21 protein-coding genes are annotated in these 25,759 nt (G+C 67.1%); 3 read left to right on the forward strand and 18 right to left on the reverse strand.

The genetic code is table 11. The features are described 5' to 3' along the window. Nucleotides 1-104: 104 nt before the first annotated feature. The 16 genes from N6H05_RS08830 to N6H05_RS08905 all read right to left on the reverse strand — a co-directional run bounded on the left by N6H05_RS08830 (nt 105) and on the right by N6H05_RS08905 (nt 18,025). Nucleotides 105-332 (reverse strand): hypothetical protein, encoded by a 228-nt coding sequence (locus N6H05_RS08830; RefSeq protein ID WP_010338905.1) that lies wholly within the window; start codon nt 330-332, stop codon nt 105-107. Beyond that, entirely contained in the window at nt 322-552 is a 231-nt protein-coding gene (locus tag N6H05_RS08835) for a hypothetical protein (RefSeq protein WP_004208426.1), read from the reverse strand. The genes N6H05_RS08830 and N6H05_RS08835 overlap by 11 nt, the downstream gene beginning before the upstream one ends. A 61-nt stretch (nt 553-613) precedes the next feature. Next, entirely contained in the window at nt 614-3,943 is a 3,330-nt protein-coding gene (locus N6H05_RS08840) for a glycosyl hydrolase (RefSeq protein ID WP_284113522.1), read from the reverse strand. 16 nt (nt 3,944-3,959) lie between these two features. Further along, on the reverse strand, nt 3,960-4,388 hold the full coding sequence (locus N6H05_RS08845; protein ID WP_284113523.1) for a hypothetical protein: 429 nt from the start codon (nt 4,386-4,388) through the stop codon (nt 3,960-3,962). Continuing rightward, nucleotides 4,385-5,290: an alpha/beta hydrolase gene (locus N6H05_RS08850; protein ID WP_284113524.1), complete on the reverse strand. Its 906-nt coding sequence runs from the start codon at nt 5,288-5,290 to the stop codon at nt 4,385-4,387. Before N6H05_RS08850 ends, N6H05_RS08845 begins: the two co-directional genes overlap by 4 nt. Nucleotides 5,291-5,304: 14 nt before the next feature. Continuing rightward, nucleotides 5,305-6,609, reverse strand: a complete 1,305-nt coding sequence (locus tag N6H05_RS08855) for a family 1 glycosylhydrolase (protein ID WP_284113525.1) — start codon at nt 6,607-6,609, stop codon at nt 5,305-5,307. A gap of 24 nt (nt 6,610-6,633) precedes the next feature. Next, nucleotides 6,634-7,482, reverse strand: coding sequence for an alpha/beta hydrolase (locus N6H05_RS08860; RefSeq protein WP_284113526.1), 849 nt, complete (start codon nt 7,480-7,482; stop codon nt 6,634-6,636). 70 nt (nt 7,483-7,552) lie between these two features. Beyond that, nucleotides 7,553-9,838 carry a TonB-dependent receptor gene (locus tag N6H05_RS08865; RefSeq protein WP_284113527.1) on the reverse strand — a complete coding sequence of 762 codons (2,286 nt, stop codon included), beginning with the start codon at nt 9,836-9,838 and terminating at the stop codon, nt 7,553-7,555. Between the two features lie 35 nt (nt 9,839-9,873). Beyond that, nucleotides 9,874-10,704: a fumarylacetoacetate hydrolase family protein gene (locus N6H05_RS08870; RefSeq protein WP_037520124.1), complete on the reverse strand. Its 831-nt coding sequence runs from the start codon at nt 10,702-10,704 to the stop codon at nt 9,874-9,876. Next, on the reverse strand, nt 10,704-11,612 hold the full coding sequence (locus N6H05_RS08875) for a VOC family protein (protein WP_284113528.1): 909 nt from the start codon (nt 11,610-11,612) through the stop codon (nt 10,704-10,706). Before N6H05_RS08875 ends, N6H05_RS08870 begins: the two co-directional genes overlap by 1 nt. After that, nucleotides 11,609-12,037 (reverse strand): GlcG/HbpS family heme-binding protein, encoded by a 429-nt coding sequence (locus N6H05_RS08880; protein ID WP_284113529.1) that lies wholly within the window; start codon nt 12,035-12,037, stop codon nt 11,609-11,611. The genes N6H05_RS08875 and N6H05_RS08880 overlap by 4 nt, the downstream gene beginning before the upstream one ends. Then, the gene (gene mhpA / locus N6H05_RS08885) at nt 12,034-13,542 is read right to left on the reverse strand and encodes a bifunctional 3-(3-hydroxy-phenyl)propionate/3-hydroxycinnamic acid hydroxylase MhpA (protein WP_284113530.1); all 1,509 of its coding nucleotides are present in this window, start codon (nt 13,540-13,542) and stop codon (nt 12,034-12,036) included. The genes N6H05_RS08880 and mhpA overlap by 4 nt, the downstream gene beginning before the upstream one ends. A gap of 16 nt (nt 13,543-13,558) precedes the next feature. Beyond that, complete coding sequence (locus tag N6H05_RS08890) at nt 13,559-14,794, reverse strand: amidohydrolase family protein (RefSeq protein ID WP_284113531.1); 1,236 nt, start codon at nt 14,792-14,794, stop codon at nt 13,559-13,561. An 80-nt stretch (nt 14,795-14,874) separates the two neighbouring features. Continuing rightward, nucleotides 14,875-15,771 (reverse strand): LysR family transcriptional regulator, encoded by an 897-nt coding sequence (locus N6H05_RS08895; protein ID WP_007708624.1) that lies wholly within the window; start codon nt 15,769-15,771, stop codon nt 14,875-14,877. 42 nt (nt 15,772-15,813) lie between these two features. Beyond that, nucleotides 15,814-16,422, reverse strand: a complete 609-nt coding sequence (locus tag N6H05_RS08900; RefSeq protein WP_284113532.1) for a response regulator transcription factor — start codon at nt 16,420-16,422, stop codon at nt 15,814-15,816. Next, nucleotides 16,415-18,025 (reverse strand): sensor histidine kinase, encoded by a 1,611-nt coding sequence (locus tag N6H05_RS08905; protein WP_284113533.1) that lies wholly within the window; start codon nt 18,023-18,025, stop codon nt 16,415-16,417. The genes N6H05_RS08900 and N6H05_RS08905 overlap by 8 nt, the downstream gene beginning before the upstream one ends. Nucleotides 18,026-18,251: 226 nt before the next feature. Here N6H05_RS08905 and N6H05_RS08910 point away from each other — a divergent pair, with 226 nt between their 5' ends. The 3 genes from N6H05_RS08910 to N6H05_RS08920 are packed head-to-tail and all read left to right on the forward strand — an operon-like array spanning nt 18,252 to nt 21,930. After that, nucleotides 18,252-19,340: a flagellin N-terminal helical domain-containing protein gene (locus N6H05_RS08910; protein WP_284113534.1), complete on the forward strand. Its 1,089-nt coding sequence runs from the start codon at nt 18,252-18,254 to the stop codon at nt 19,338-19,340. A gap of 51 nt (nt 19,341-19,391) precedes the next feature. Then, the gene (locus tag N6H05_RS08915; protein ID WP_284113535.1) at nt 19,392-20,321 is read left to right on the forward strand and encodes a polysaccharide deacetylase family protein; all 930 of its coding nucleotides are present in this window, start codon (nt 19,392-19,394) and stop codon (nt 20,319-20,321) included. A gap of 49 nt (nt 20,322-20,370) precedes the next feature. Continuing rightward, nucleotides 20,371-21,930, forward strand: a complete 1,560-nt coding sequence (locus N6H05_RS08920; RefSeq protein ID WP_284113536.1) for a right-handed parallel beta-helix repeat-containing protein — start codon at nt 20,371-20,373, stop codon at nt 21,928-21,930. Nucleotides 21,931-21,980: 50 nt separating this feature from the next. Here N6H05_RS08920 and N6H05_RS08925 read toward each other — a convergent pair whose 3' ends face one another. Beyond that, nucleotides 21,981-23,006, reverse strand: coding sequence for a zinc-dependent alcohol dehydrogenase (locus N6H05_RS08925; protein WP_284113537.1), 1,026 nt, complete (start codon nt 23,004-23,006; stop codon nt 21,981-21,983). 45 nt (nt 23,007-23,051) lie between these two features. After that, nucleotides 23,052-25,724 (reverse strand): HAD-IC family P-type ATPase, encoded by a 2,673-nt coding sequence (locus N6H05_RS08930; RefSeq protein ID WP_284113538.1) that lies wholly within the window; start codon nt 25,722-25,724, stop codon nt 23,052-23,054. Between the last annotated feature and the right edge of the window lie 35 nt (nt 25,725-25,759).

Consider the following 25,759-nt stretch of genomic DNA (forward strand, 5'->3'; position numbering starts at 1 on the left):
CAAGGGGGCGTGGATGGTGACAAGCCGTCCGCGCCCTTTGTTTTTGACAGGGTGCAGTGATGCTGGCGCATCAGCACCTTGCGACGCTCAAGCGCCGCGCGGGCTTACCGATCGATCAGCGGATGGCGCAGATGCAGGTCGTCCAGCAGCGTCTCGATCACCGATATCTCGCCCGCCGTGCCGCTCGGCGTGAAGGCCCAGTTGCAATGGGGATGGGTGGCGCGGCTGTAGATTCGGACCGGACCGATCGCCTTGCGCCAATGATGCTTGCTCTTGCCATGGGCGATCACCAGCCGCGCGATCATCATGTCGATCAGCCGGTCAGACGTCATCGTCCCACCCCTCGATCCCGTCCGCATCGCGATTGCCCGACCAGCTGACCGGGCTGTCCAGATAGGCTTCCAGTTCCCGCCAGTGCCGGTCCCAGCCGGGGCCGCGCCGCGCTTCGGGCACCTGCCGTTCGACCAGCCAGCGGGCGCGGGCCACGGGATTACCCGCCGGGGCGCGCAGCCGGTCGAGGATGGCGCGGATGCTCTGCTGATCGTCGGTCATGATGACCGCCTGATAGGCGGCGACTTTCCCGCGTTCAAGCGAGCATCCGCGCGGCCCCTGCTTATTGTTCCGCCGACAGCGTGACCGGCCCGATCAGGCCCGACGGACGCAGCGGCGCATCGGGGCGATAGGTGGGGGCGGCGGTGAAGCTGATCTTGTCCGCGCCGGGCTGCTGGTCGCCGATCAGGCGGTTGACCCACAGGTTCGCGACCTTCACCTCGATCGCGTTGCGGCCCGGCTTCACCAGCTTGCCGACGTCCAGCCGATAGGGGGCGAACCAGCTCGTGCCCGCGACCTGGCCATTGACCCGCACTTCCGCGACGTCACCGACGCTGCCTAGATCAAGCCACAGCGGCGCACCGGGCCTGGCGCCCTTGGGCAGGGCAAAGCTGCTGGTATAGGTCGCCTCGCCCGAGAAATAGCGCACGCCCGGATCGCTGCTCTTGTCGAGCGCCGTCAGCGTCGGCATCGCAATCTCGGCCGGTGCGCCGCGCCCCGGCTGGAAGCGCACGGTCCAGGGCTGCGACAGGGTGGCGACCTGCTTCACCGCCGCCGGCGCGATCGTCCGGCTGGGGGCCTGCGCCGGCTTGCGGAACAGGATGAAGACGGCGTCCTCCGGCCCGACATCGAGCGGGATGACCGTGTCGCTGCCTTCGGTCCGGTAGGACAGCGGCGCGGCGCTGCCGTCGATCGCGCGCCAGATTTCCGGCTGGCGGCCGGTGACGCGGAAGCGCGCTTCGACATGCTCGGCCTGCGCCTTGCCATTGGTCACATAATAGAGGTCGCCATCGGGCAGGGCGCGGTGAAGGAAGCGATAGGCACCGGCATCGCCGCTGCCGGTCACGCGGAAATCGGCGCCGATGCCCGTGCCGGCGAGCGCGGCGTCGGCATCGGCGCTGGCGATCACCTTGCCCTTGCCGACCGGCTGGCCGCTCCACAGTTTCGCCGCCAGCGCGCGGAAGGCGGCGGGATCATCCTGCAGGCCGGGCGCGCGTTCGGGCGCGGTGCCGATCAGGGTGGCGCCAGCCTCGACCAGCGCGGCGATGCGCTGCAGGGTGGCGAGCGTCATCACCTTGCTCGATCCGCCCAGATACAGCGCCTTGTAGCGCGCCCTGCCGGCGATCAGGTCGCCATCCTGCACCGACGCCCTGGTCGCCAAAATCTCGGCATTGACGAAGTCATAGGCGTAGGATTTGGGCAGGTCGGTCGGCACGCCATGTTCGAACAGCGCGGTGATCGGCGCATCCTCGCCATAGAAATAGGCGATGTCGGCATGGTCGCGGCCCTGCTGCAACAGGAAGCCGGTGCGCGCCATATAGTCGACCCAGGGCTTGGCCATATTGGCCCAGCTTTCGTGGCGGTTGAAATATTGGCCGAAGATCATGAGGCTGAGGCCCGGCACCTTGTCATCCACCGGCTGGTGGACGGAGGTGTGGACGATCGGCCGGTTGACGCCGGACACGAATTCCAGGTCGATCACGCGCTTGAGGTCCGCCGGCGCAAAGGCCCAGGGGGCGAAGGCCGACGTCATGCTCTCGGCCGACACGATATTCTGGCCATAGATATGGGCGACCGACGCCGCGCCCTTCATGTCGCCGATCAGGGTCGGGCGCGGCGCGCTGCCGCGATTGAAGGTCCACATCGCCGCCATCGGCACGTCGGTATGCGCGCGCATGGCCAGGTCGTCGCCCAGCACCGGCCGGCCATTTTCCAGCGCCTCGCCATAGACGGTCAGGCCATGCTCATGCGCGACCTTCGCCACCGTGCCATAATGGGCGTCGGCCAGCAGGTCGGCCAGCGTCTGGCGATAATCATGCAGGAAGGCGTCGCTGCGCGCGGCCGATCCCACGACTGCGCCGGTCAGGGTCGGCAGGAAGGGGACGGGATCATAGCCGCGCCGCGCCTTGAACTCTTCCACCATGCGCGGCGTCCAGTTGGATGCGCCCACCTCGATACTGTCGGTCAGCAGCGCGCTGATGCCCTTCTTGCCGATCCAGTCGGCGCCGACCGCATCGCGATACATGGCGAGATAGGTTTCGAGATAGCGGCGCACGGCGGCCGCATCATATTTGTCGACCTCCAGCCCGGTGGCTTCGGGCGTGGCGGGATGGTTGGTCTTGCCGGTCAGCGACCAGCCCATGCGAACGATGCGCCAGCGCGTGCCCCTGGGTGCGGTCCAGTCGAGCGTGCCGTCGGAGCGCAGCCGATCGGTCAGGTCGATCACCCTGGCCGGATCGATCGCCGGCGCATCGGTTGGACCCATGCTCAGACGGTTATAATCGGATGCGATGGCATAGCCGGCCTTCGCTTCAAACTGGTCGATCCGCGCCTCGGCCGACAGGCGCAGGTCGCCGATGCCCAGGGTCGGGCTGGATGGACGGCCGAACACGTCGATCATCACCGCGCCGGGCGCGCCATCGCCCAGCCCCGGCGACTTGGCGGCATCATTAGGCGACAGGACCAGGCGGAAACGCTGCGCCGTGACGGGCGCGAAGCTGGTGGTGGAGGCGACTTCGGTCAGCGAGAAGCGGCCGAGCGGCTGCCATCCCTGCGCCGTTTCCGCCTCGATCGTCGGCCGATAGGCAGGATCGCCGAAGGGCGGCCGGGCATGGGGCACGAACAGGCTGGCCGACCGCACCGTGACGGGCGTGCCATAATCGAGGATCAGCGTGCCGGGATGCGCTTCATCGCCCTTGGCCATCTGGGCGACGGTTTCCAGATCGCTATCGCCGAGCGCAGCGGCGCCCGCGATCGGCTGGCCATCGGCATCCAGGATGCGGGGTGTCGGCAGGGCGACCTCGGCAATCGGATAGGCCAGCACCCGTGCCTCGCCATAGGCGCGCGGCTGGTCCGGTATCTCCGCATCGCCCGCCAGCGGATCGCTGAACTTCGCGCTCTGGAACGCGCCGGTCACATTGGGCGGGGCGGGCAGGGCGCCCTTGAGCCGCTGGCCGCCCTCGACCTCGGTCTGCGCCCAGACCAGCTTCTTCATGGCGTCCTGTGGCTTGACCCAGGGGCCGCCGGTCTCGCTCCAGCCCGGCGACGCCGCGATGGCGAATTCCAGCCCCTTGGCATCGGCGGTCTGGACGGCGTGGCGGAACGCATCTTTCCAGCCATCGGTCATATAGACCAGCCGTTCCTTGACGATTTGCGGCGTCTGCAGATTGGCGTCGAAATTCTGCACGCCGCCAATGCCGATGCGCGCCAGCCAGTCGAGATCCTTGTCGATCCCGTCCTTGGTCACATTGCCGTTCAGCCAGTGCCACCACACCCGCGGCCGGGCCGACTGGGGCGGATTGTTGAAGCCGTCGGCCAGATCGTCGGCCTGGGCGGGCATGGCGAGAACAGTGCCGGCCAGCAGCATGGCGAGACGCAGGGAACGGAATGTCATCGGGGCGATCCTCATTTCAGATGATTGGGGCGGACGAGAGCATCCGCCGCAGCGCCACACTGGCGACCAGCGCACCGAGCACGCCGCCATAGGCAATCTTGATAGCCAGCGCGGCGCCCCAGCCGATCGGTCGCAGGCCATCGGTCGCGAGCGCAAGCAACCCGCCCAGCGCGGCACCGGCCAGCGCAAAGCCGGCGGCGCGCAGCAGGATCGGCCGCAAGGCGCCACCCACCCGTTTGCGCGCGATCAGCGCCGGAACAAGCGCGCTCATCAGTGCAACGGCAATGCTCTGCGGCACGAAATCGAGCGCCAGCCGATCCGGCGCTGCCCAGGCCAGCAGGCGCGGCTGGGTGCCGAACAGGGCGAGGAAAAAGGCCAGGCTCAACGCGCCATTGATGCCGACGCTGATCGCCGCCTCCCGCCGGATCGAGACGGCGCCGGTCATTGTCCCGCCTTTGGGGTCAGCAGGCCTCGCATGTCCATCCAACTCAGAAATTGCGGCAACAGGCCCATGGTCGTCGTGCCCGGCTTGCCCATGCCGAAACCATGGTCGCCGCGCTCATAGGCGTGGAGTTCGACCGGCACATGCGCCCGGCGCCAGCTTTCCACCAGCGCATAGGAGGGATTGGGGAACAGGCTGTCGTCATTGGCGATCGCCGCGAACATCGGTGGCGCGTCGGCGGGGACATTGCGCGCCAGCATCGGGCCATAGACATAGCCGATGAAGGACGGGCGATCCGCGCCCTTGCCCTCCAGCGTGGCGTTCATCACGGTCATGGCGCCGGCGGAAAAGCCGATCATGCCGACGCGCTGGGGATCGATGCCCCATTGGCCGGCGCTTGCCCGCACCCGCTTCAGTGCGGCGAGTGCATCCAGCGTGGCGCGCGGTTCGCTGATCGTCGGCGGGACGTTGGGGTCGCTGAGCGATTCCGCCATGCGCTTGCCCATGTAGGCCGATGCCTTGGCCGTGTCGGCCGGGGTCTGGTTCAGCCGATATTTGAGGACGAAGGCGGCGACGCCATGATCGGCCAGCCAGCGCGCGACATTCCAGCCCTCATGATCCATCGCCAGCAGCATGAAGGCGCCGCCGGGCGCGACGATCACCGCCGCGCCGGTTGCCTCCGCCGGATCGGGCAGGACCGGGGTGATGGTCGGCACGGTGACGTTGCGCACCGCCAGATCGTCGCCGAAGCGCACCCAATTCTCGGTCGTGCCCTTGGGCGCCTTGAGATCGGGATAGAGCGGGATGGCATTGGGTTCGGCCGGAGCCTGCGCCGGCACCGGCGTCGGTATCTGCGCGATGGCGGGCGAGGCCAGCAGCAGCGACAGCAGGACAAGGCGCTTCATGGCGATCTTCCCGGTCAGAGCGCGTTGCGGCGGGCGATCGCGCCATAGACGGCGGCGCTGGGTTTGGGCGTGCGGGCGAAGGTCACCGGATCGACGCTGTGCAGGCCGAATTTGGGCTTGTAGCCGAAGATCCACTCGAAATTGTCGAGCAGCGACCAGTGGCAATAGCCCAGCACCGGCACGCCATCGTCGATTGCGGCCTTTAGGCCTGCCAGCGCTTCGGGGATGAACTTCGCGCGGACCGCATCATCATCGCTGCCCACGCCATGTTCGGACACCAGGATCGGCACGCCGGTCGCCTCATGGGCAAAGCGCACTGCGCCGCCGAGCGAGGGCGCCCAGACTTCGGTGCCGGACCAGTTGACGGCCGAACCCCTGGGCGCGGGCAGGCGGCCCTTGTCGCCCCACAGGGCGCGCTCATAATTCTGGACGCCGATGAAATCGTCGTCCTTCGCAATCTCCAGCCAGTTGCCGTAGAGCTGCTTGCGCATGGCATCGCGCACCGAATGGGCGCCGACCGCCTGATCGTCCATCAGCGCCAGCGAGAAACCGACCGGCAGGTCGCCGCGGACTGCCTTGATCGCAGCCTTGCCCGCCTTGTGCGCGGCTTCCAGGCCGGTCTGGAGCGCGGGCAGATCGTCGAAGCCGGCGACATTGGCGCAGACATATTTGGGCACGCCCAACCGCTTGGCCGCGGTTTCCAGCGTCAGTTTCTGGATGTCCCACACCTGCGGCGGCAGCATGGGCTTCAGGAGCAGCAGGATATTGGGTTCGTTGAGGGTGATGGCGCTGTCGATGCCCTGACCCAGCGCGCGCATCGCCTTGTCGCAATAGCGGGCGAACAGTTGCGCGCTTTCCGGGTTGGTCCAGCCGCCCTGCGCGCTGAACCAGCGCGGCGCGGTGAAATGGCTGAAGGTGACGATGGGGGCCAGGCCGCGGGCATGGCAGCCGTCGATCACCGCCTTGTAATGATCGAGCATCGCCTGGGAGAAGAGGCCCTTTTCCGGCTCGATCCGTGCCCATTCGATGCCGAAGCGATAGGCGTTGAGGCCCATGGCCTTGACCAGGTCGAGGTCGGTTTCCCACAGGGCGAAGCTGTTGCAGGCGTCGCCCGAAGGCTGGGCGAAGACGGTCGGCTGCTGATTCTCCACGAACCACAGGTCGCTGGCGGTATTATTGCCCTCGACCTGATGCGGCGCAGTGGCCGCGCCCCAGTAGAAGCCCTTGGGGAAATTGGGGGTGGCGCTCTTGCGCGCGGCGATGGCAGGGGCGGCCATCAGCGCGGCGCCGGTAGCCAGAAGGGTGCGGCGATCCAGCATGTTCCGTCTCTCCTATTATAATTGTCAGGCAGTGGTTTCGCGCACGAAGGCGCAGATTTCTTGCAACAGCCGCCGGTCGGCGGTGCCCAGATGCATGGCCATGGAATAATGATTATGGCCCGACTGGATGAAGGCGCGCGGCATGGCGCCATGGCGCGCCAGCCGGTCCTGCAACAGGCTCAGGAACTCGGCCTGGAAGCGGGGCGGGTCGAACTCGGCGCAGGCGATCAGCAGCGGCAGGTCGGTCGAAACAATGGCTTCCAGCGGCATGCGCTCCGGGTAGAGCGAAGCATCGCCATAATAGAACGTGTCGCGCGGATCGAGTGGGGTATAGCCATAGAGGCCCGACAGCAGCACGGCAGCGCGCACGGCGTCCGATCCGGCGAGTTTCAAATAGCCCGCAACATGGACGGCGCCGGCCGATGTGCCCATCAGGACCATGCGGTCGGGGTCACCGCCATGCTCGGCGGCATGATCCTTGAGCCAGTTGACGACGGCCGCGACATCTTCCGCCCCGGCGGGCCAGCCATGGTCGGGGGCAAGGCGATAATTGATGACGACGCCAAGGAAACCGGCCTCAGCCGCCATCCGGCCGACATTGGCATTGGGCCAGGCGTCGGCGCTGCCCTTGTCGCCTTTCAGGAAGCCGCCGCCATGGACGAAGACCAAAATGGGTGCGGGGGCATCGCCCTTGGGGGCATAGAGGTCGAGCCGGTGGCGGGCGTCCGGACCATAGGGGATGTCCGCCTGCGACACCGGGATCGCCGCCGCCAGCAGCGCCTGCTCGGCATCGAACAGCGCCCGGCACTGGCCGAGTATGTCCGGTCCCAGATCGGTGCCCAGTGCGGCGATGGCGTCCCTGATCGGCTTCATATGTCCCCTCTGGCCAGAAGGATTAGGAAAAAAGACGGGACGCCACCAGCGGCGCCCCGCCTCAGGAGGATCAGAATTTCGCGTCCAGGCTGATGCCGATCTGGCGGAAGGACTGCGGCCCATAGATGGCGCCGATATTCTGCTCGCCCTGATCGGTGGTGTAGGGGAAGTCGCTCTGCATCAGCGAGGGCTCATGCACGTTGAACAGGTTGCGACCGAAGATCGCGACGCTGTAGCGATCGTCATCGGTGCGCAGGCCGATGCGGCCGCCGACCAGCCAGTGCGAACGGAAGGTGGTTTCGTCGTTCGAATTGGCTTCGTAGCGCACCTTCGACTTCCACACCGTGTCCGCCGCCAGGAAGCCCTTCAGGCGGCTCGTCACCGGCGCTTCATATTCGCCCGACAAAGTGAACTTGTACTTGGGCGCATAGGCAAGCTGGCTGCCGCCGATATTGGTGCCATCGGTGCCGATGAAACCGCCCGGATAGGTCGCCTTGGCATAGATGAAGCCGGTGTTGAGCGACAGGCCGTCGAAGACCTTGCCGAAGAAGTTGATTTCCGCGCCGCGCGACTTCACGCCGTTGATGTTGGTCTGGACGCAGGAAATGACCGCCGTGCTGTCCACCGTGCACTGCTGCGCCTGGAAATTCTTGATCTTGCTGTAGAAGACGTTGAGGTCCGCGACCCAGCCGCCGAACAGGGTGCTCTTGAGGCCCAGTTCATAGGCGGTCGGGATTTCCGGCTGCACGACGAAGGGCTTGGCCGGGGCCGAGGGGATGGCGATCTGCCCGCCCTTGAACCCGCGCGAGGCGGTCGCATAGACCATGGTGTCGTTGGCCAGGTCATATTGCGCGCCCAGTCGCCAGGAGAATTTCTGGACGTCCAGCACCGTGCGGCTGAACGGATCGGCCGGGGTGAAATAGTCGTAGCGGTCCATCGACAGGCGATCGGTGGTGTAGCGACCGCCGGCGATCAGCCGCAGTGCGGGCGACAGGTGGAAGGTGCCCTGGCCGAACACGGCCAGCGATTCATCCTGGATATCGATGTCGGCGCCGGGGTTGCGCACGATCGGGATGACGAGGCCGGGGAAGGGCACGACCGACACGGCCAGCGTTTCGGGATCGCGGGTCTGCTTCTGGTTCGAATAGAAGACGCCGGCGGTATATTCCAGGAACTGGTCGGCAGGCGAGCTGACCCGCAATTCCTGGGTGAAGAGGCTCAGGCGCCGGTTGGTCGGGCCGTTCGCGACCTGCAATTCCAGCGGATCGCCGCGGAACACGTTGCTCGCCGCGCCATAGCCGGTCTCGTTCGACTTGCGATAGGCGGTGATGGAGGTGAGGGTGAAGGGATCGGCCTCATAATCGACCTGCAGCGAACCGCCATAATTTTCGGTATGGCCGACATAGCTGTCGTCGCTGCAATAGTCGCGATTGCCCTCACCTGGCGTCACGCCGCAGCTGGCAAGCCGGGCGATGATGCCGGTGGTGTCGGCCAGCAGGCCGCCCAGCGCCGTGCCCGGACCGCTGGTCTTGACGAAGGTGAAGAAGTCGCCGCCATTCTCGATCCGGCTCTTGGTATAGTCGCCGATCACATTGACGGTCAGGCGATCGGTCGGCTCCCACAGGAGGCGGCCGCGAATGCCGTAGCGATCGGTGTCATTATAATCGCCGGTGCTGGCGTTGCGGTTAGGCCCCTGGCGGAAATTGGCGACGCCCGACAGGCGGATCGCGGCATTGGGTGCCAGCGGGATGTTGACCATGCCCTGCACGATCTGGTTGCCGAACTTCGACCCCAGCGTGCCGGCGTCGGACAGTTCGGTGCGGACGCGGGCGGCAAAGCCGGTCGGATCGGGCGCATTGGTGGTGATGTTGATGACGCCGGCCGAAGTGGTGAGGCCGAACAGCGTGCCCTGTGGTCCCTTGAGCACTTCGATCCGGCTGACGTCGAACAGATCGGAGATATTGGCGTTGCCCTGGCTCACCTGGTCGACGACCACGCCGACCGAGGCGACGGCGCCGGCCGAGAAGGTCTGGGTGCCGATGCCACGGATCGACCCGCCGCCGCCGGTATTCTGACCCGGCGCCTGCTGGATCTCCAGGCTCGGCGCGATGCGGTTGAGGTCGTTCATCGTGTTGACCTGCTGCCGCTCCAGCTGGGCGGCATTGGCCACGGTGATGGAGATCGGCACCTCGGTCACCTTCTCCGCCTTGCGCTGGGCGGTGACGATGATGTCGGAATTGTCCGCCGGCTGTGCCGCCTGTTCGGGCGCGGGCGCGTCCTGCGCGAAGGCCGGCGCGGTGATCGCGATGGCGCTCGCGCTGGCGAGGGCCGCAATGGTGATGTGGATGTTACGCATGGTCTGTCCTCCCCCGGTATGCGGGTTGATGATTGTTATTGTTCGTCGATGATGCGGTTGCTGAGCGTGCCGATGGTGCCGATGGTCACTTCGACCTTGTCGCCGGCCTTCATGTAGAGCGGCGGGGTGCGCTTATCGCCGACGCCGCCGGGCGTGCCGGTGGCGATCACGTCGCCGGGGCTCAAGGGCGTGAAGGCGGTGACATATTCGATGACCGTGGGAATATCCCAGATCATGTCGCTGACCGGCTGGTCCTGCACCAGTTCGCCATTGAGGCGGGTCTGGACGCGCAGCGCCTGCAGGTCTTCAATCTCATCGGGCGTCACCAGCGCCGGGCCGAAGCCGCCAGTGCCGGGAAAGGTCTTGCCCGGCGTGAACTGGATATTGTGGCGCTGCCAGTCGCGCGCGCTGCCATCGTTGAAGGCGGCATAGCCCGCGACATAGTCCCAGGCGTCGGCGGCCGCGACCTTGTGCGCGGGCTTGCCGATCACCAGCGCCAGTTCGCCTTCATAGTCGAAACGCTCGGTCACGGCCGGCTTCACCATCGGCTGGCCATCGGCGATCAGGCTGTCGGCATAGCGCACGAAGATGGCGGGATGCGCCTTCTGCTCGCGGCCGGTTTCCTTGACATGCTCGGCATAGTTGAGGCCGACGCACAGGATCTTGGCGGGATCGGGGATCACCGGCAGCAGCACGACATCGGCGGCGGCATAGGATGCGCCATCGGCCAGGCCCGACAGGCTGCCGTCGGTCAGCGCGGCCTTGAGGCTCGGCGCCGCATCGGTCGCCAGCTCGACGATCGTCTCGCCCGCGATCCGGCCGAAGCTGGGGGTGCCGTCGGGACGGCGGAAACTGACATAGCGCATCAGGCTTGTTCCTCGTTGATCAGGTCTAGCGATTGGGCATCCCAGTCGCGGCGATGGCGGAATTTCTCTTCGGCGGCGCGCAGGCCGGCGAAATCCTTGTCGGACATGCCCCACTGGTCGATCCGGCCTTCGGGCCAGGTCCAGTCCTCCGGCGCGCCGGCCTGATAATCCTCGGCCACCTTTTCCACGGCGGTCGAAAATTCGATGACGGGACCAAAGGGGGCGATGAAATAGGCGAAGACATTGGCACCCGGACCATGGCGGCCCGGCCCCCAGGCAGGCACCATGCCATGATCGCGCAACCGGCCTATGCCGCGCATCACCGCATCCATGTCCGCCATTTCGAAGGCGATATGATTGAGGCTGGAAAAGCCGGCGCGGGCGAAGGCGGTGGAATGGTGCGAGTCATTGCAGCGCACGAACACCATGCCCTTGGTCCGGTCCGACACGCGAAAGCCCAGCGCGTCCTCGACCAGATGGCCGGTCGCTTCCGCGTCGGCGCTGTTGAAGACGACATGGGTCAGCTTTACCGGCAGGTCGGCGCCCGCGATCGGCGCGACTTCCTCGGCGTCGACCAGGAAGCGCAGCAATTCGCCCTCGGCCAGTTCGACGATGATGCCATGGCCGCCGCCCGGATCGTCCGACACGGTCGGCGTCGCGGGCAGGCCGGCGGCGGTGACGCTGCGCTTCAGCTGCTCCAGCCGCTCGGCGGTGCAGACGAAGGTGGTGGAGCGGACATAGGCGTCGGCCGATTCCGCCAGCGCGACCAGATAGGGATAGCTGCCCGACCCGCGCAGATAATGGGTCTCGCCTTCTCGCGCTGCCGGGGCCATGCCCCAGATGTCGGTCAGGAAGGCGGCAGCCTCACCCGCATGGGGCAGCGCCAGTTCGATGCTGCGCAGCTTCATTTTCTGTCTCCGTGGAAGAGGCCGGCGGCCGTGATGCCGGCGATGGCGCAGGCCTCGTCGCATTCGCCGGTGTCGCCGCTGATGCCGACCGCGCCGATCAGCGCGCCGTCTGCATCGCGGATCAGCACGCCGCCCGGCGAAAAGGCCATCTGGCCGGTGGCCGCCGCGATGCTCTGGAAAAAGACAGGGTTGGACGCGGCGCGGGTGGCCAGCACCCGCGTATCCGCGCCCATCCCCAGCGCACCGGCGGCTTTGGCCTTCGCGATGTCGAAACGGAACAGACTGGCGCCATCCTCGCGCGCGAAAGCGACCGGATGGGCACCGGCATCCAATATGATGACGGCCAGCGGCTGCGCGCCATCGGCGCGTGCCTTGGAAAGCGCGGCGTCAAGGATGACGCGGGCCTGGGCGAGCGATAGGGTCATGCCGCGATCTCCTGCCGGGCGGTGCCGGCGATCAGCGCATCGCGCCGGGCGATGAGATCGGCGGGCTTGCCGGTGCCGAAAACATAATGGTCGGGGCGGACCAGCACGGCGTCGGCGCCGCGCGCGTCGAGCCAGTCGGCGACATGGCCGTCATCGCCCAGGTCCGCGACATCGATCACGGTCACGTCGCCGCCCGTAACCGGCTGGCGGGTGAACAGGCGCCAGCCATCGCCGGTCACGTCGTCCAGCAGCCGGTCGCCGACGCGCGGCTGGATGAAGCGCTCGCCCGCACCCTTTGTGCCGGTGGCGACGATGCCGGTGGCGATGGCGGGGATCAGGTCGGCGGCGGTGCCGCTCTGCGCGCCCTTGGCGGCTTCGCGCAGCTGATGGTCGCGCGCGGCCGCGGCGTCGGGATCGAGCACGCAGATATAGCGGCCCGCGCCCACGGCGGCGGAGATGACGGCGCGGACATGGGGATCGCGCTCTGGCTGATAGCTGTCGAGCAGCGTTTCGGGCGCCTTGCCCGCCAGCACCAGCTCCAGCTTCCAGGCCAGGTTCGCGGCATCGCGCAGGCCATGGCACATGCCCTGGCCGAAAAAGGGCGGCGTCTGGTGCGCGGCATCGCCGGCCAGGAAGACGCCGCCCTGCCGCCACCGCTCGGCGATCAGGCCATGGAAACGATAGGTGGCGGCGCGCACCACCTGGTGCGGCACGCCGTCGAGATAAGGGGCTACCAGCGCGGCCACGGCGTCTGGCTGCATCATCGCCTGGTCGTCTTCGCCGGGCAGCAGCATGAATTCCCAACGACGGTGATTGCCGCGCCCCGGCACGATGGTGGCCGGACGTTTGGGATCGCACATCATCACCGACAATTTCTGCAGGTCGGCCGCTTGCGGCACGCCCCACAGGTCGGGGAAGCGGATCGGGCCGTCTACCTCGGCATCAACCACCAGCCAGGGTTCCTCGAAATCCAGATCGTCGAGACCGATGTCGAGCGCCTTGCGCACCGCGCTGCGCGCGCCGTCGCAGGCGATGACATAGCGGGCACGCACCTGTTCCTCGCCGGCGTCCGACCGCAGCGTCAGCGTGACGCCGTCCTCGTCCTGCGCCAGCGCCTCGAACGCGGTGCCCAGCGACAGCTCGACATTGGGATAGACGTCCAGCGCATCGCGCAGATGGTCTTCCAGTTCGGGCTGGTAGAAGAAATAGTCGTTGGACCAGCTATAGGGGCGGGGACGGCCGACCGTGCCCATGTAGCGGATCACGCCATGATCGGCGCCGACATGCAGATGCCCCTCGGTATCGCGCATGTCCGGGGCGACCCGGTCGATGACGCCGGCCGACTGGAACAGGCGCATCATCTCATGGTCCAGATGGACCGCGCGGGGCAGGGGATAGGGGTTGGCCTCACGCTCGATCACCAGGACCGAGACGCCGGTTTTCCCAAGTAAATTGGCCGCAAAGGCCCCCACCGGCCCGCAGCCGATGATCGCAACGTCGAACATGAAAGCGTCTTTCCGGTCAGACCGTCAGGGGCTCGGGCACGGGGGATTTATGCATCCGCCCGCCTAGCATGATCATCTTGATATTGGCCGCATCCTGCAGCAAGCGGACGTCCTTCGTCGGATTACCCTCGACCAGCAGCAGGTCGGCGAGATAGCCAAGCTTCACCTGACCGACCGGCAGGTCCATCAACTCGCCGCCCAGCGTCGTGGCGGCATGCAGCGCCTCGGCCGGGGTGAAGCCATAATAGGTGACGAAATGCTCCAGGTCGCGGGCGTTGCGGCCATGGGGGTTGAAGGGGAAGCCATAGTCGCCGCCGGGCAGCACGCGCACGCCGCGCGCCTTCAATTTGGGCACCAATGTCTTTTCCAGTTCCAGCCGCTCGGCCGCGCTCGCCTTCATCGACGCCATATTGATATGGGGCGGCGGATTGGCCTCCAGCGCGGCGACGGAGACGCCGGGGCCGGGGGCGTAGAAGATGGCGTCCTTCTTTGCCGCCATGGCGTCGATCGCCGCGTCATCGGCAAAGGAGCAATGATAGAGGATGCGGGCACCCGCTTCGAGCGCCAGATTGATGGCGCGGGGGCTATAGGCATGGGTGGCGATCCACAGGCCCGCCTCCTTTGCCGCTTCGCCGGCCGCGATCATTTCCGCGTCGGTGTAGAGTATGTCCTGCGACGATCCGGGCTTGAGCGCATCTTCGCCCGAAACCACCAGCTTCAGAGACTTGACGCCCTCCGCCGCGCAATAGGCGACGAAGGCGCGCATCGCTTCGGGCCCCCGCCCGTTGAACACATCGCCGGTTTCGACCCCTTCCTCGCCTTCCGGGCTGCGCTCCAGTGTGGAGGGCACCAGCCGCGGGCCGGGCGTTTCGCCGGCGGCGATGGCGCGGGCCAGTTCCGGCTCGATCTGATCGCCCAGCGCGCCGGCCGAATAGAGGCTGGTATAGCCATGGTCGAGCAGCACACGGGCATTGCGCCAGGCGGCGACCTTCAGCTCCTCGGGCGGCAGGATGAACTGATGATAGATTTTCTCGACCGAACTGCCCCAGGTCAGATGGGTATGGGCATCGACCATGCCGGGCATCAGCGTCGCGCCCTGGCCGTCGATCACCATGTCGGCCTGTGCCGCATCGATCGCGGCTTCGTCGCGCAGAATGTCGGCGATGCGATCGCCCTCGATCATGACCGCGCCGGGGAAGGGCGCACTGCCGGTCCCGTCGAAAATCGCAATATTGCGGATCAGCTGCCGCACGAGGGCTCTCCCGAAGTCTCTTGTTGAATGCCCTTATGCGCCGAATTTATACGCAAGAATAATAATGATTTTTGGGAACGTCATAGCTTGGAGCTATGGATCATGATGTCCAGCAGCGCCTCGCCCAGCCGCGACAGGCGCGCATCCTTCAGCTTGCGGATGCCGATGCTGCGCTGGAAGGTCGCTTCGCGAATGGCGATCGCGCGCAGCACGCCGATCGACAGTTCGGCCGCCGCCACCTTCATCGGCAGGATGGTCAGCCGGCTGCTGTTCCGCACCATGGCCTTGGTCGTCAGCAGGGAGTCGCACCGGATCACGTCCTGCGGCACCGGCACGCCCGCCGCCATGAACAGCGCGTCGATCTGCCGGCGGAAGGCGCCGCGCGCCTCCGGCAGCACCCAGCGCCTGGCCATCATGTCGCGCAGCGACACCTCGGCCGGCAGATGGTCGTTGCGGCGCCCGACCACCAGCGCGAAGGGATCCTGCGCGAAGGTGATTTCCTCGATCCCCTCGGGCGGCTCCTCCAGCCCCGTGGTGACGAAGGCCAGCTCGATCTCGCCCCGGTGCAGCATGTCGGCCAGGTCATGGTCGGGCCGCTCCACCGCATGCAGCGCGAAATGGCCCATCTTGTCCTCCAGCCGGCGCACCGCGTCGGGCAGCAGGCTGACGAGGGCGCCCGGCGTGCCGCCGACGCGCAGCGGCCCGGTCACGCCCGCACGCGCCAGCCGCAATTCCTCCTCCGCGCCGCTGATCAGGCTGTCGACCGCCTCCGCCCGGCGCAGCAGCACCTCGCCCTCCGGCGTCAGGCTGATGCCGCTGCGCGACCGGGCGAACAAGGCCGCGCCGACCGACTGTTCCAGTTGCGCGATCGCATTGGACACCGATGGCTGGGAGATGTTGAGCAGCCGCGCGCCGCCGCTGATCGAATTGGCACGGCAGACGGCGAGGAAGGTGCGAAGCGCGCGGGGATCGATCATCGGCCTAGATAGCCCGACCATCGCCGCGCACAACAAGACAATCTAGCGGTCGGTGCCGCTCGCCTCCCGCACCAGGGCGATCAGCGCGGCGGGACTGCTGGCGCCGGTCTTGGCGACGATCGCGGCGCGATGGTCCTCGATCGTCTTGGGACTCAGCGACAGGGCGGCGGCGACCATCTTGTTGCTCATCCCCTGGGCCAGGCAGTGCAGCACCTCGCGCTCGCGCGGGGTCAGCGGCGCCAGCCGGGCCAGCGCCCCGCGCCGCTGCCGGCTCCAGCGTGCGCCCTCGGCCACCGCCGTCAGCAGCCGCCCCTCGTCGATCGGCTTTTCCAGATAGTCGAGCCCGCCATAGCGGCGCACCGAATCCACCGCGCTGCTGGTGGTCGGCCAGGCGGTCATGAAGATGATCGCCACCGCCGGATCCTGCGCCCGCATCCGCTCGGCAAAGGCAAAGCCGTCCATGTCCGCCATCATCACGTCGGTGACCAGGCAATGGGCTGGCTCGTCGGCTTGCGCTGCCAGCATGGCCTTGGGCGTGTCGAACGCCTGGGTGCGATAGCCGTGCCGGCCCAGCAGCCGCGCCACTGCCCGGCCCAGATCAGGATCGTCATCGACCACATGGATGATGGCGGGATCGGCCGGGTCAGTCATGGCTGGGTTCCGTGCGGGGCAGGGACAGGCTGGCGCGCGCGCGGCCCTGCGCGATGTCGCGGGTCAGCGTGCCGCCATGGGCGTCGGCGATGGCACGCGCCACCAGCAGGCCGATGCCCATGCCGCCATAGTCGGGGGAGGGGGAAGGAACCGGGTTGGCGACATGGATCGTCACCTGATCGGCCCGGCTTTCCACGCCGATCTCGATGGTCGATCCGGGTGCCGCCAGCATCGCGTTGCGTAGCAGGTTGAGCAATATCTGGGTTAGTTCGATCTCATGCCCGGTGACCCGCAACCGCGCATCCATCGGCGGCAGGCTGATGGCGCAGCCCAGGCTGCGCGCCTCGCCGCCGACCATGCCGGCACAGTCGCGCAGCATCTGGCCGACGATGATCGGCGATGGCTCGTCGACGGCGCGTCCGCCAAAGCTGCGCAACCGTCGCACCATGTCGGCCAGCAAAGCCGCCTTGCGATCGACCAGCTCGATGCTCTCGCGCATCTCCGTCGGGTCGGGCTGCGGATCGCGCGACAGGGCGGACAGATGCCGGGTCTCGATCGCCAGCGTCGATAGCGGCTGGCTGATCTCGTGGATGATCGCCACCGACATGGCGCGCAGCGTCTTGAGCCGTTCGGCCTGGAACAGGATGCGGTCGCGCCGGGCGATATCCTCGCGGGCGCGGATTTGCGCCTCGGCAAAGCTGCCGGCGAGATAGGTGGCGATCGCCATGGCGGCGAGGCCCATGTGCAGCGCGAAGCGGGTGGCGCTGGCCGACAATGGCGCCGACCAGGGCAGGATGATCGCGGCCGACAGGATGATCGCGATCCAGGCGCCCAGCCGGCCACAGCGCAGCCCCGCCCAGATCGCACCGATCAGCACCGGGGTGATGGCGATCTGCGGCTCGACCCGTGCCAGACCCCAGGCGAGCAGCCAGCCAAAGGCGAAGACGCTTGCCGCCTCGATCGCGCGGCCGCGGCCGATCGGCATCAGCCGCCGTGTCCCTTCGTCGCGCGTGTCGATCCACAGCAGGGGCGGCGCGACCAGCAGCACGCCCAGCAGATCGCCGACCAGGAAGGCCGCGATCGTGGTCGCCACCGGCTGGGTCGGCAGGCTGCTCGACACGCCGGGCCATTGCCATTCCCAGAAACCGGCGGTGAAGGAGGCGAGGGTCGGCGCCAGCACCGCGGCCAGGCCGAAGGGCATTGGCGCGATCGCCAGCTCCGACCGGCTGCGCCGCTCGATGAAGCGTGCCAGTGCGATCATCAGGCCATAGGCGACGGGCGCGCGTGCTACCCCACCCAACTGATTGAGATATTCGGGGCCGCCCGGCAGGATTGTCCCGGTCAGCGACTGGATCACGCATTCCTCGATCATCAGGACCGGCGTGTAGCGCGCGCCGATCCGCCACAGCAGCGCCAGCCGCACGCCGGCGGCGGGATACCAGAGGCTGAAGAAATGGGCGCCGCCCCACGGGCTGGCCGCCATATGCGCCAGCTTGAACGCGAAGGGATAGGCCAGCAGCAGCGCCACCAGCCGCCAGTCGATGGCGCGTGCCTCCAGGCGGAAAGGGTGCGGCTGGGCGCTCATGGGGGACATGGTGGCCATGGCCCTGTCCTAGCCCGGATCACCCGCCTGCCAAGCCGGGAAATTCCCTGCCGTTTCAATCTTATCCGGGAATTAACCGGATAGGCCGGGGGCTGCCGCGCCGCCATCACGGGCTGGACCGTTTGGGGGCAACGCCTTTCGGTTGCCGGGCGGCGCATTGCGACCCGCGTCGCCCGGTCCCACAGACGCCGGGATCTTCCTGCCTGGCATGGATGGAGGACATCCCATGAGCGTGATCGGAACCAACAGCGCGGCGCTGCGCGCGCAGCGGGCGATCGAGGCGGCCACCAAGGCCCAGGGCCAGGCAAGCGAGAAATTGTCGACCGGCAAGCGGATCAATTCGGCCAAGGATGATGCGGCCGGCATGGCTATCGCCCAGACCATGACCAGCCAGCTGCGCGGCATGGAAGTGGCCAAGCGCAACGCGGCCGACGCCATATCGCTGACCCAGACCGCCGAAGGCGTGTTGGGTGAGGTTCAGAACAGCCTGCAGCGCATGCGCGAACTGACGCTTCAGGCGGCCAATGGCGTCAACCGGCCCGAGGATCGCGCCGCACTCCAGACCGAAATGGACCAGACCGTCGCCCATATCAACGCGCTGCTGCAGAATAGCGAATTCAACGGCGTGAACCTGTTTTCGAACACGGCGCAAGGGACGGCGGCCCGCGATTATAATGCGGATGGCGATCTGCTCGATTTCAACGGCTATGTGTATTATCGCAACGAACTCGACCACAGTGCAGGCAGCACCGTCATCAATGTCCAGGCGGGCGCCAATGCGACGGACAATGTCGCCATCACCCTGCCGACCCTGCGCAGCAACAGCGACGATTTCACCCTGCTGGGCACCGACCTTGCGGTGAACGGCACGATGCGCTTCGTGGGCATCAGCAATATCGACCTGACACTGGACTATGATGTCGGCGTGGCCGCCGTCCATCGCACCAATGATCTGGGCAGCACCGGCTGGATGGACCCGGAAGGCTATGTCGCCTTTACCGATTCCGATTATAAATCCTACGCCCAGATCGGCGTGACCGCGCAGCAGGGGCTGGCGGTGATCGACGCGGCGCTGGCGCAGATTTCGACCGCCCGCGTCAATCTGGGCGCGGCGCAGAGCCGGCTGGAATCCATCTCAAGCCAGCTCGACACCAATATCGTCAACCTCACCGATGCCCGCTCGCGGATCGAGGATGCGGACTTCTCCACCGAATCCACCGCCCTCGCCAAGAGCCAGATCCTGTCGCAGGCGGCAACGGCGATGCTGGCCCAGGCCAATGCCCGGCAACAGGATGTGCTGAAACTGCTCGAATGATCCGCGCGGCCGGGCTAGGACCGCTGCGGACATTCAGCGGGAGAGGCGGAGATGATCAAGCGGGCCATGGCCCTTTGCCTGCTGCTGGGCAGCGCGGCGGCGGCGCAGGCGGGCGATCCGCCCCGGTTCGATGTCGCGATCACGGTCGATGATCTGCCCGCCCATGGCCAGTTGCCGCCCGGCACCACCCGCGCCGATATCGCCCGCCGCTTCCTCGCGACCCTGAAGGCGCATCATGTCGCGCAGGCCTATGGCTTCGTCAATGCGCGCGGACTGGCGGACGATCCGGCGTCGGAGGCGGTACTGACGCTCTGGCGCAAGGCCGGCTATTCGCTCGCCAACCACACTTATAGCCATTTGAATCTCGACGGCGCACCCTCGCTCGACGCCTGGCAGGCGGATGTGGTCGCGGGCGAGCCGGCGCTGGAACAGCATATGGGGAAAGGGGACTGGCACTGGCTGCGCTTCCCCAACCTGTCGAGCGGCAAGGATGTGACCCGCCATGACGGCGCCGCCGCCTTTCTGAAACAGCGCGGCTATCGCATTGCCAGCGTCAGCCTGGCTTTCGAGGACTGGGATTATAGCGACGCCTATGCCCGCTGCCGCGCGCAGGACGACGATCGCATGATCGCGGCGATGAAGCGCCACTATCTGGCCGTGGTCGATCAGGCGATCGCGCGGGCAAAGGCCAATGCCCAGCGCGTCCATGGCCGCCCGATCCCGCATGTGCTGCTGCTCCATGTCGGCGCCTGGACCGCCGACACCCTGCCCGATGTCATGGCCCGGCTCGACGCCGCCGGCGCGCGCTATATCCCGCTCGCGCAGGCGGAGGCCGACCCGGCCTATGCGCAGGCCGAAGCCCTGCCGGGCGGCGGCGGCATCATCGAACGGGTGGCGCAGGCGCAGGGCATCGCGCTCCCCGCCGATAGCGCGCCGTCACTGGAAATCGACCTGCGCCAGGCCTGCCGCACGCCCGGCTGAGGCGACTTCACCTTGCATTCAGCGCGCGACCGATAGAATGGCGCGCAATATGATCATGGGTAAAAGCCGGCATGGCCGGGCGCTGACAATCTTCCTGCCTTTCCTGGTCCTGACTGCGGGTGCGACATCGGCGGCGCAGGCGACGACCTATTATGTCAACAGCGCCACCGGCAATGATCGCGCCGCCGGCACCACCGCCGACCAGCCCTGGCGCAGCCTGGCGCGGGTGCGCGACTATCCGCTGATGCCGGGTGATCAGGTGCTGCTGATGGCCGGATCGCGCTGGCAGGAGCCGCTGACCATCACCCGATCGGGCCGTTCCGGCGCGCCGATCAGCGTCGCCGCCTTCGGCGCTGGCGCACGGCCGCGCATCGACGCCGGCGGCGTCTCTCCCCATGGCGTGGGCGTCATCAACGCAGAATATGTCAGCGTCAGCGGGCTGGAAGTCACCAACGACAATCCCGCCCCGGCCCGGCGTTTCGGCGTGCTGGTCTCGGCGATCGACCGGGGCGTGACGCGCGGTATCCGCATCAGCGACATGTATATCCATGACGTGCGCGGCGTGAATGATCGCAAGGATAATGGCGGCATCGTCTTCAGCGCGACCGGCAAGAAGCTGCCGACCCGCTTCCAGGATCTGGTGATCGAACGCAATATCGTCTGGAAGGTCGACCGGTCCGGCATTGCCGGCATCGCCGACCGGATCAGCGCGAAGGACTGGTTCCCCAGCGAAAAGATCGTGATCCGCGACAATCTGGTCGAGGATATTGGCGGCGACGGCATCGTCCCGCGCGGCACGGACGGCGCGCTGATCGAACATAATATCGTGCGCTATGCCGGTGCCCGTGCGCCCGGCTATAATGCCGGCATCTGGCAGTGGAGCACCGACAACAGCCTGATCCAGCTCAACGAGGCCGCCTATACCCGCACCCGCTATGACGGGCAGGGCTTCGACAGCGACTTCAATTCGCGCCGCACGACATTGCTCTACAATTACAGCCACGACAATGCCGGCGGCTTCCTGCTGATCTGTTCGCCCGGCCGCAACGACAAGGATAATCTGGGCAATCGCGGCACCGTCGCGCGCTATAATGTCAGCCGCAACGACGCGCTGCGTATCTTCCAGCTCGCCGGTAATGTCTCCGACGTGCTGGTGGAGAAGAATGTGATTCATGTCGGCAAGGGCATGGATGTGCAGATGGTGGTGGCGACCAACTGGGATGGCTGGGCGCAGGATGTCCGCATCGTCGAAAATGACTTCAAGGTGGCCGGCACCGCTCGCTATGGCAGCGAAAGCGGCCGGTCAGGCCCCGATTACCTCATCAAGGCGGGCTTCGCCCCGGCCCAATATATCCGCTTCCGCGACAATCGTTACTGGGGCAGCCATGTCGACCTGCCGGCCGAGGCGGCGGGCGACGTGATCCCGCCCTATCTTGATCAGCCCGCCGACTGGCAGGTGCCGGTGTTCGACCCGGCCAGGGCGGAGGGCTTTCCCGAATTCATCGCCCGGCACCGCGCCTGGATGCTGGCGATGCTGCAACGCGAACTGGGCCAGGCGGTGCAGCCGCGCCAGCCGCGCCGCATCTCCATCTTCGAAGCGCGCCGCTGATCGGCGGCGCGGGCGGCATGCACCGCCCGCGCCCGGCCATCACCTGCCCGTCATAGGGTGAGCGAGATGCGCCCGTCCACCTTGCCGGCGCGCAGTTCGTCCAGCACGGCGTTGACCTCGTCGAACGGCCGGGGCGTGACATGCGCCTTCACCTTGCCCTCGACCGCGAAGGCGATCGCTTCGGCCAGGTCGCGCCGGGTGCCGACGATCGATCCGCGCACGGTCACGCGCTTGAGCACCACGTCGAAGATCGGCGTCGGGAAATTGCCCGGCGGCAGGCCGACCAGGCTGACGGTCGCGCGCCGGCGGGTGCAGGCGATCGCCTGGGCAAAGGCGGGGGGCGACACCGCCGTCACCAGCACGCCATGGGCGCCGCCGCCGGTCGCATTCTGCACTTCCGCTATGACATTGTCGGCTCGCGCATCCAGCGCCAGGTCCGCGCCCAGCGACCGGGCCAGCTCCAGCTTGCTCTCGCCAATGTCCAGCGCGATGACATGCAGGCCCATCGCCTTGGCATATTGCACGGCGACATGGCCCAGCCCGCCGACGCCGGAAATGGTCACCCATTCGCCCGGCTTCGCCTCGGTCTCCTTCAGCCCCTTGTAGACGGTGACGCCCGCGCACAGGATCGGCGCCATCGTCACGAAATCGACAGTGTCGGGCAGGCGGCCGGCAAAGGGCGCGCTGGCGATCGCATATTCGGCATAGGTGCCGTTGACGCTGTAGCCGGTATTATGCTGCCGCTCGCACAGCGTTTCCCAGCCGGTCTCGCAATATTCGCAGGCGCGGCAGGCATCATGCAGCCAAGGGATGCCGACGGCGTCGCCTTCCTTCAGGTCGGTGACACCCGCGCCCAGCGCCACCACATGGCCCACGCCCTCATGGCCGGGGATCAGCGGCAGGGTCGGCTTCACCGGCCAGTCGCCATCGATCGCGTGCAGATCGGTATGGCACACGCCACTGGCGGCGATCTTCACCAGCACCTCGCCGGGCCCCGGCTCGGGTATCGCTATCTCCTCGATCGTCAGCGGCGCCTTGAACGTTCTGGCAATCGCGGCTCGCATGGTCGTCGGCATGATTTCCTCCTTCTTCTGCGGCGGTTGGACGGTTGATAATGGCGGTCAGATATCCTCGAACCAGGCGAGCCGATGGGCGGCCAGCTTTTCGAGTTCCAGCACGGCGAACATCGCCGCGCCCAGGCCGATGAACATCAGCCCGTCGGTCAGCGACAGCGGCCGGCTGTCGAAAATATCGTGCATGAACGGCGCATAGGTGAAGAGCAGCTGGGCGATCACCACCGCCACGATCGCCGCCAGCACGATCGGCGTGCCCATCGCGCCGCGCAGCGTCAGCGATCGCATGTGCAGGAAGCGCACATTGAACAGATAGAATATCTCGCCCACGATCAGCATGTTGACCACCATAGTCCGGGCGGTGTCGATGTCGTGGCCGACATGCTGGGCATAGAAGAATATCCCCAGCGCCATCGCCCCCATCAGCACCGATACCAGCATGATGCGCCACAGCAGGAAGGGGGAGAGCAGCGGTGCGCCGGCGGCACGCGGCCGCCGCTCCATCGTTCCCGGCTCGGTCGGCTCGAACGCCAGCACCAGCCCCAGCGTGACCGTCAGCACCAGGTTGATCCACAATATCTGCGTCGCCGTCATCGGCAGGGCAAAGCCGGCAATGATCGCGATCACCACCGCCAGCGTCTCGCCGCCATTGGTCGGCAGGGTCCAGCTGATGACCTTGCGGATATTGTCATAGACGGTGCGCCCTTCGCGCACGGCTGCCACGATCGACGCGAAATTATCGTCCAGCAGCACCATCTCGGCCGCTTCCTTGGCGGCCTCCGTGCCCTTGATCCCCATCGCCGTGCCGACATCGGCCTGTTTCAGCGAAGGCGCGTCGTTGACGCCGTCGCCGGTCATGGCGACGACCAGCCCGTGCGACTGGAGCGCGCGGACGATGCGCAGCTTGTGCTCGGGGGAGGAGCGGGCGAACACATCAACATCGCGCACCCGCGCCGCCAGCGCCTCATCATCAAGCGCCTCGACCTCGGCGCCGCTCATCGCCTGGGGATCATCGTCCAGCGCCAGTTGCCGGGCGATGGCGATGGCGGTGCCGACATGGTCGCCGGTAATCATCTTGACGGCGATGCCGGCCGACCGGCACTGGGCGATCGCCTGCCGCGCCTCGTCGCGCGGCGGATCGATGAAGCCCATCAGCCCCAGCAGCTCGATCCCGATAGTCAGATCGTCGAAGCCGATCCGGTCGGGCGCCCCCGTGATCCGCTTGACCGCAAAGCCCAGCAGGCGCTCGCCCCGGTCGGCGGCGGCCGACAGCCGTGCGTCCCAGGTGGCTGCCTCCGCGCCGGCCATCGCCAGCACCGCTTCGGGCGCACCCTTGATGAAGATGGCGCTGCTGCCATCAGGCGCGCGATGCAGCGTCGCCATGAAGCGATAGGCGGCGTCGAACGGGATTTCGTCGATCCGCGGCCATTCGTCGCGCACATGGTCGGCGCTCAGCCCCGCCTTCATCGCCAGCGCCACCAGCGCGCCCTCCATCGGGTCGCCCTGTACCGTCCAGCCGTCATTCGCGTGGCGCAGCAAAGCGTCGTTGCACAGCAGGCCACAGCGCAGGATTGGCGCGGCGTCGGCTAGTGCCTGGGCGTCATCCTCTCCCTGCGCAACCGTGAAGGCGCCGACCGGCGCATAGCCCGATCCGCTGACATGCAGGTCGCCGCCCAGCAGCAGCAGATGGCGCACCGTCATCTCGTTGCGGGTCAGCGTGCCGGTCTTGTCGGTGCAGATGACTGAGGTAGCGCCCAGCGTCTCGACCGCCGGCAGGCGCCGGATCACCGCCTGGCGTGCGGCCATGCGCTGCACGCCGATCGCCAGCGTGATGGTGATGACGGCGGGCAGTCCTTCCGGCACGACGCCGACGGACAGGGCGACGATCGCGATCAGCGCATCGATCCAGTGGAAGCCGCGCGCCAGCACCGCGAACAGGAACAGGACGACCGCGCCGACCAGTACCGACCAGGTCATCAGCCGGGCGAAATCGTCGATCTGCCGCACCAGCGGCGTCTTGCCGACCTCGACCGCCTTCAGCATGCCGCTGATCCGGCCGATCTGGGTATGGCTGCCGGTCTCGACCACCAGCCCGGTCGCCTGGCCGGCGGCCACCAGCGTGCCGGAAAAGGCCATGTTGCTCTGGTCGGCGATGCCGGCGTCGGCGGCGATCAGCGTCTGATGCTTTTCCGCCGCGACCGATTCGCCGGTCAGCGCCGCCTCGTCGATCAGCAGGCCGCGGGCGCGCAGCAGCCGGATGTCGGCCGGCACCCGGTCGCCCGCTTCCAGCAGCACGATGTCACCCGGCACCAGATCGGGAACCGCCACCACCCGCCGTTCGCCGCTGCGCAGCACCATGGCGTGCGGTGCGATCATATCCTGGATCGCGCCCAGCGCTTCTTCGGCCTTGCCTTCCTGGATGAAGCCGACGACCGCATTCACCAGCACCACGGCCAGGATCACGGCAGCATCGATGCCGTGATTCAGCAGCAGCGCAATCAGCGCCGCACCCAGCAGGAAATAGATCAGCACGCTGTTGAAATGCGCCAGGAATCGCAGCAGCGGATGTTGGCGCGGCGCTTCGGGCAGAGCGTTGGGGCCATAGCGCCGCAGCCGGGCCTCGGCATCGCGCTGGTCCAGCCCGGTCGCTTCGACGGACAGCGTTGCCAGCGCCTCTTCGGGCGGCAACGCATGCCAGGCAACGGGCGGGGCAGAGGACATCGGCTTCCCTTTCAGTCGCGTCGAGCGGCCGGGGG

It is taken from the genome of Sphingobium sp. WTD-1, assembly GCF_030128825.1.
GTDB lineage: Bacteria > Pseudomonadota > Alphaproteobacteria > Sphingomonadales > Sphingomonadaceae > Sphingobium.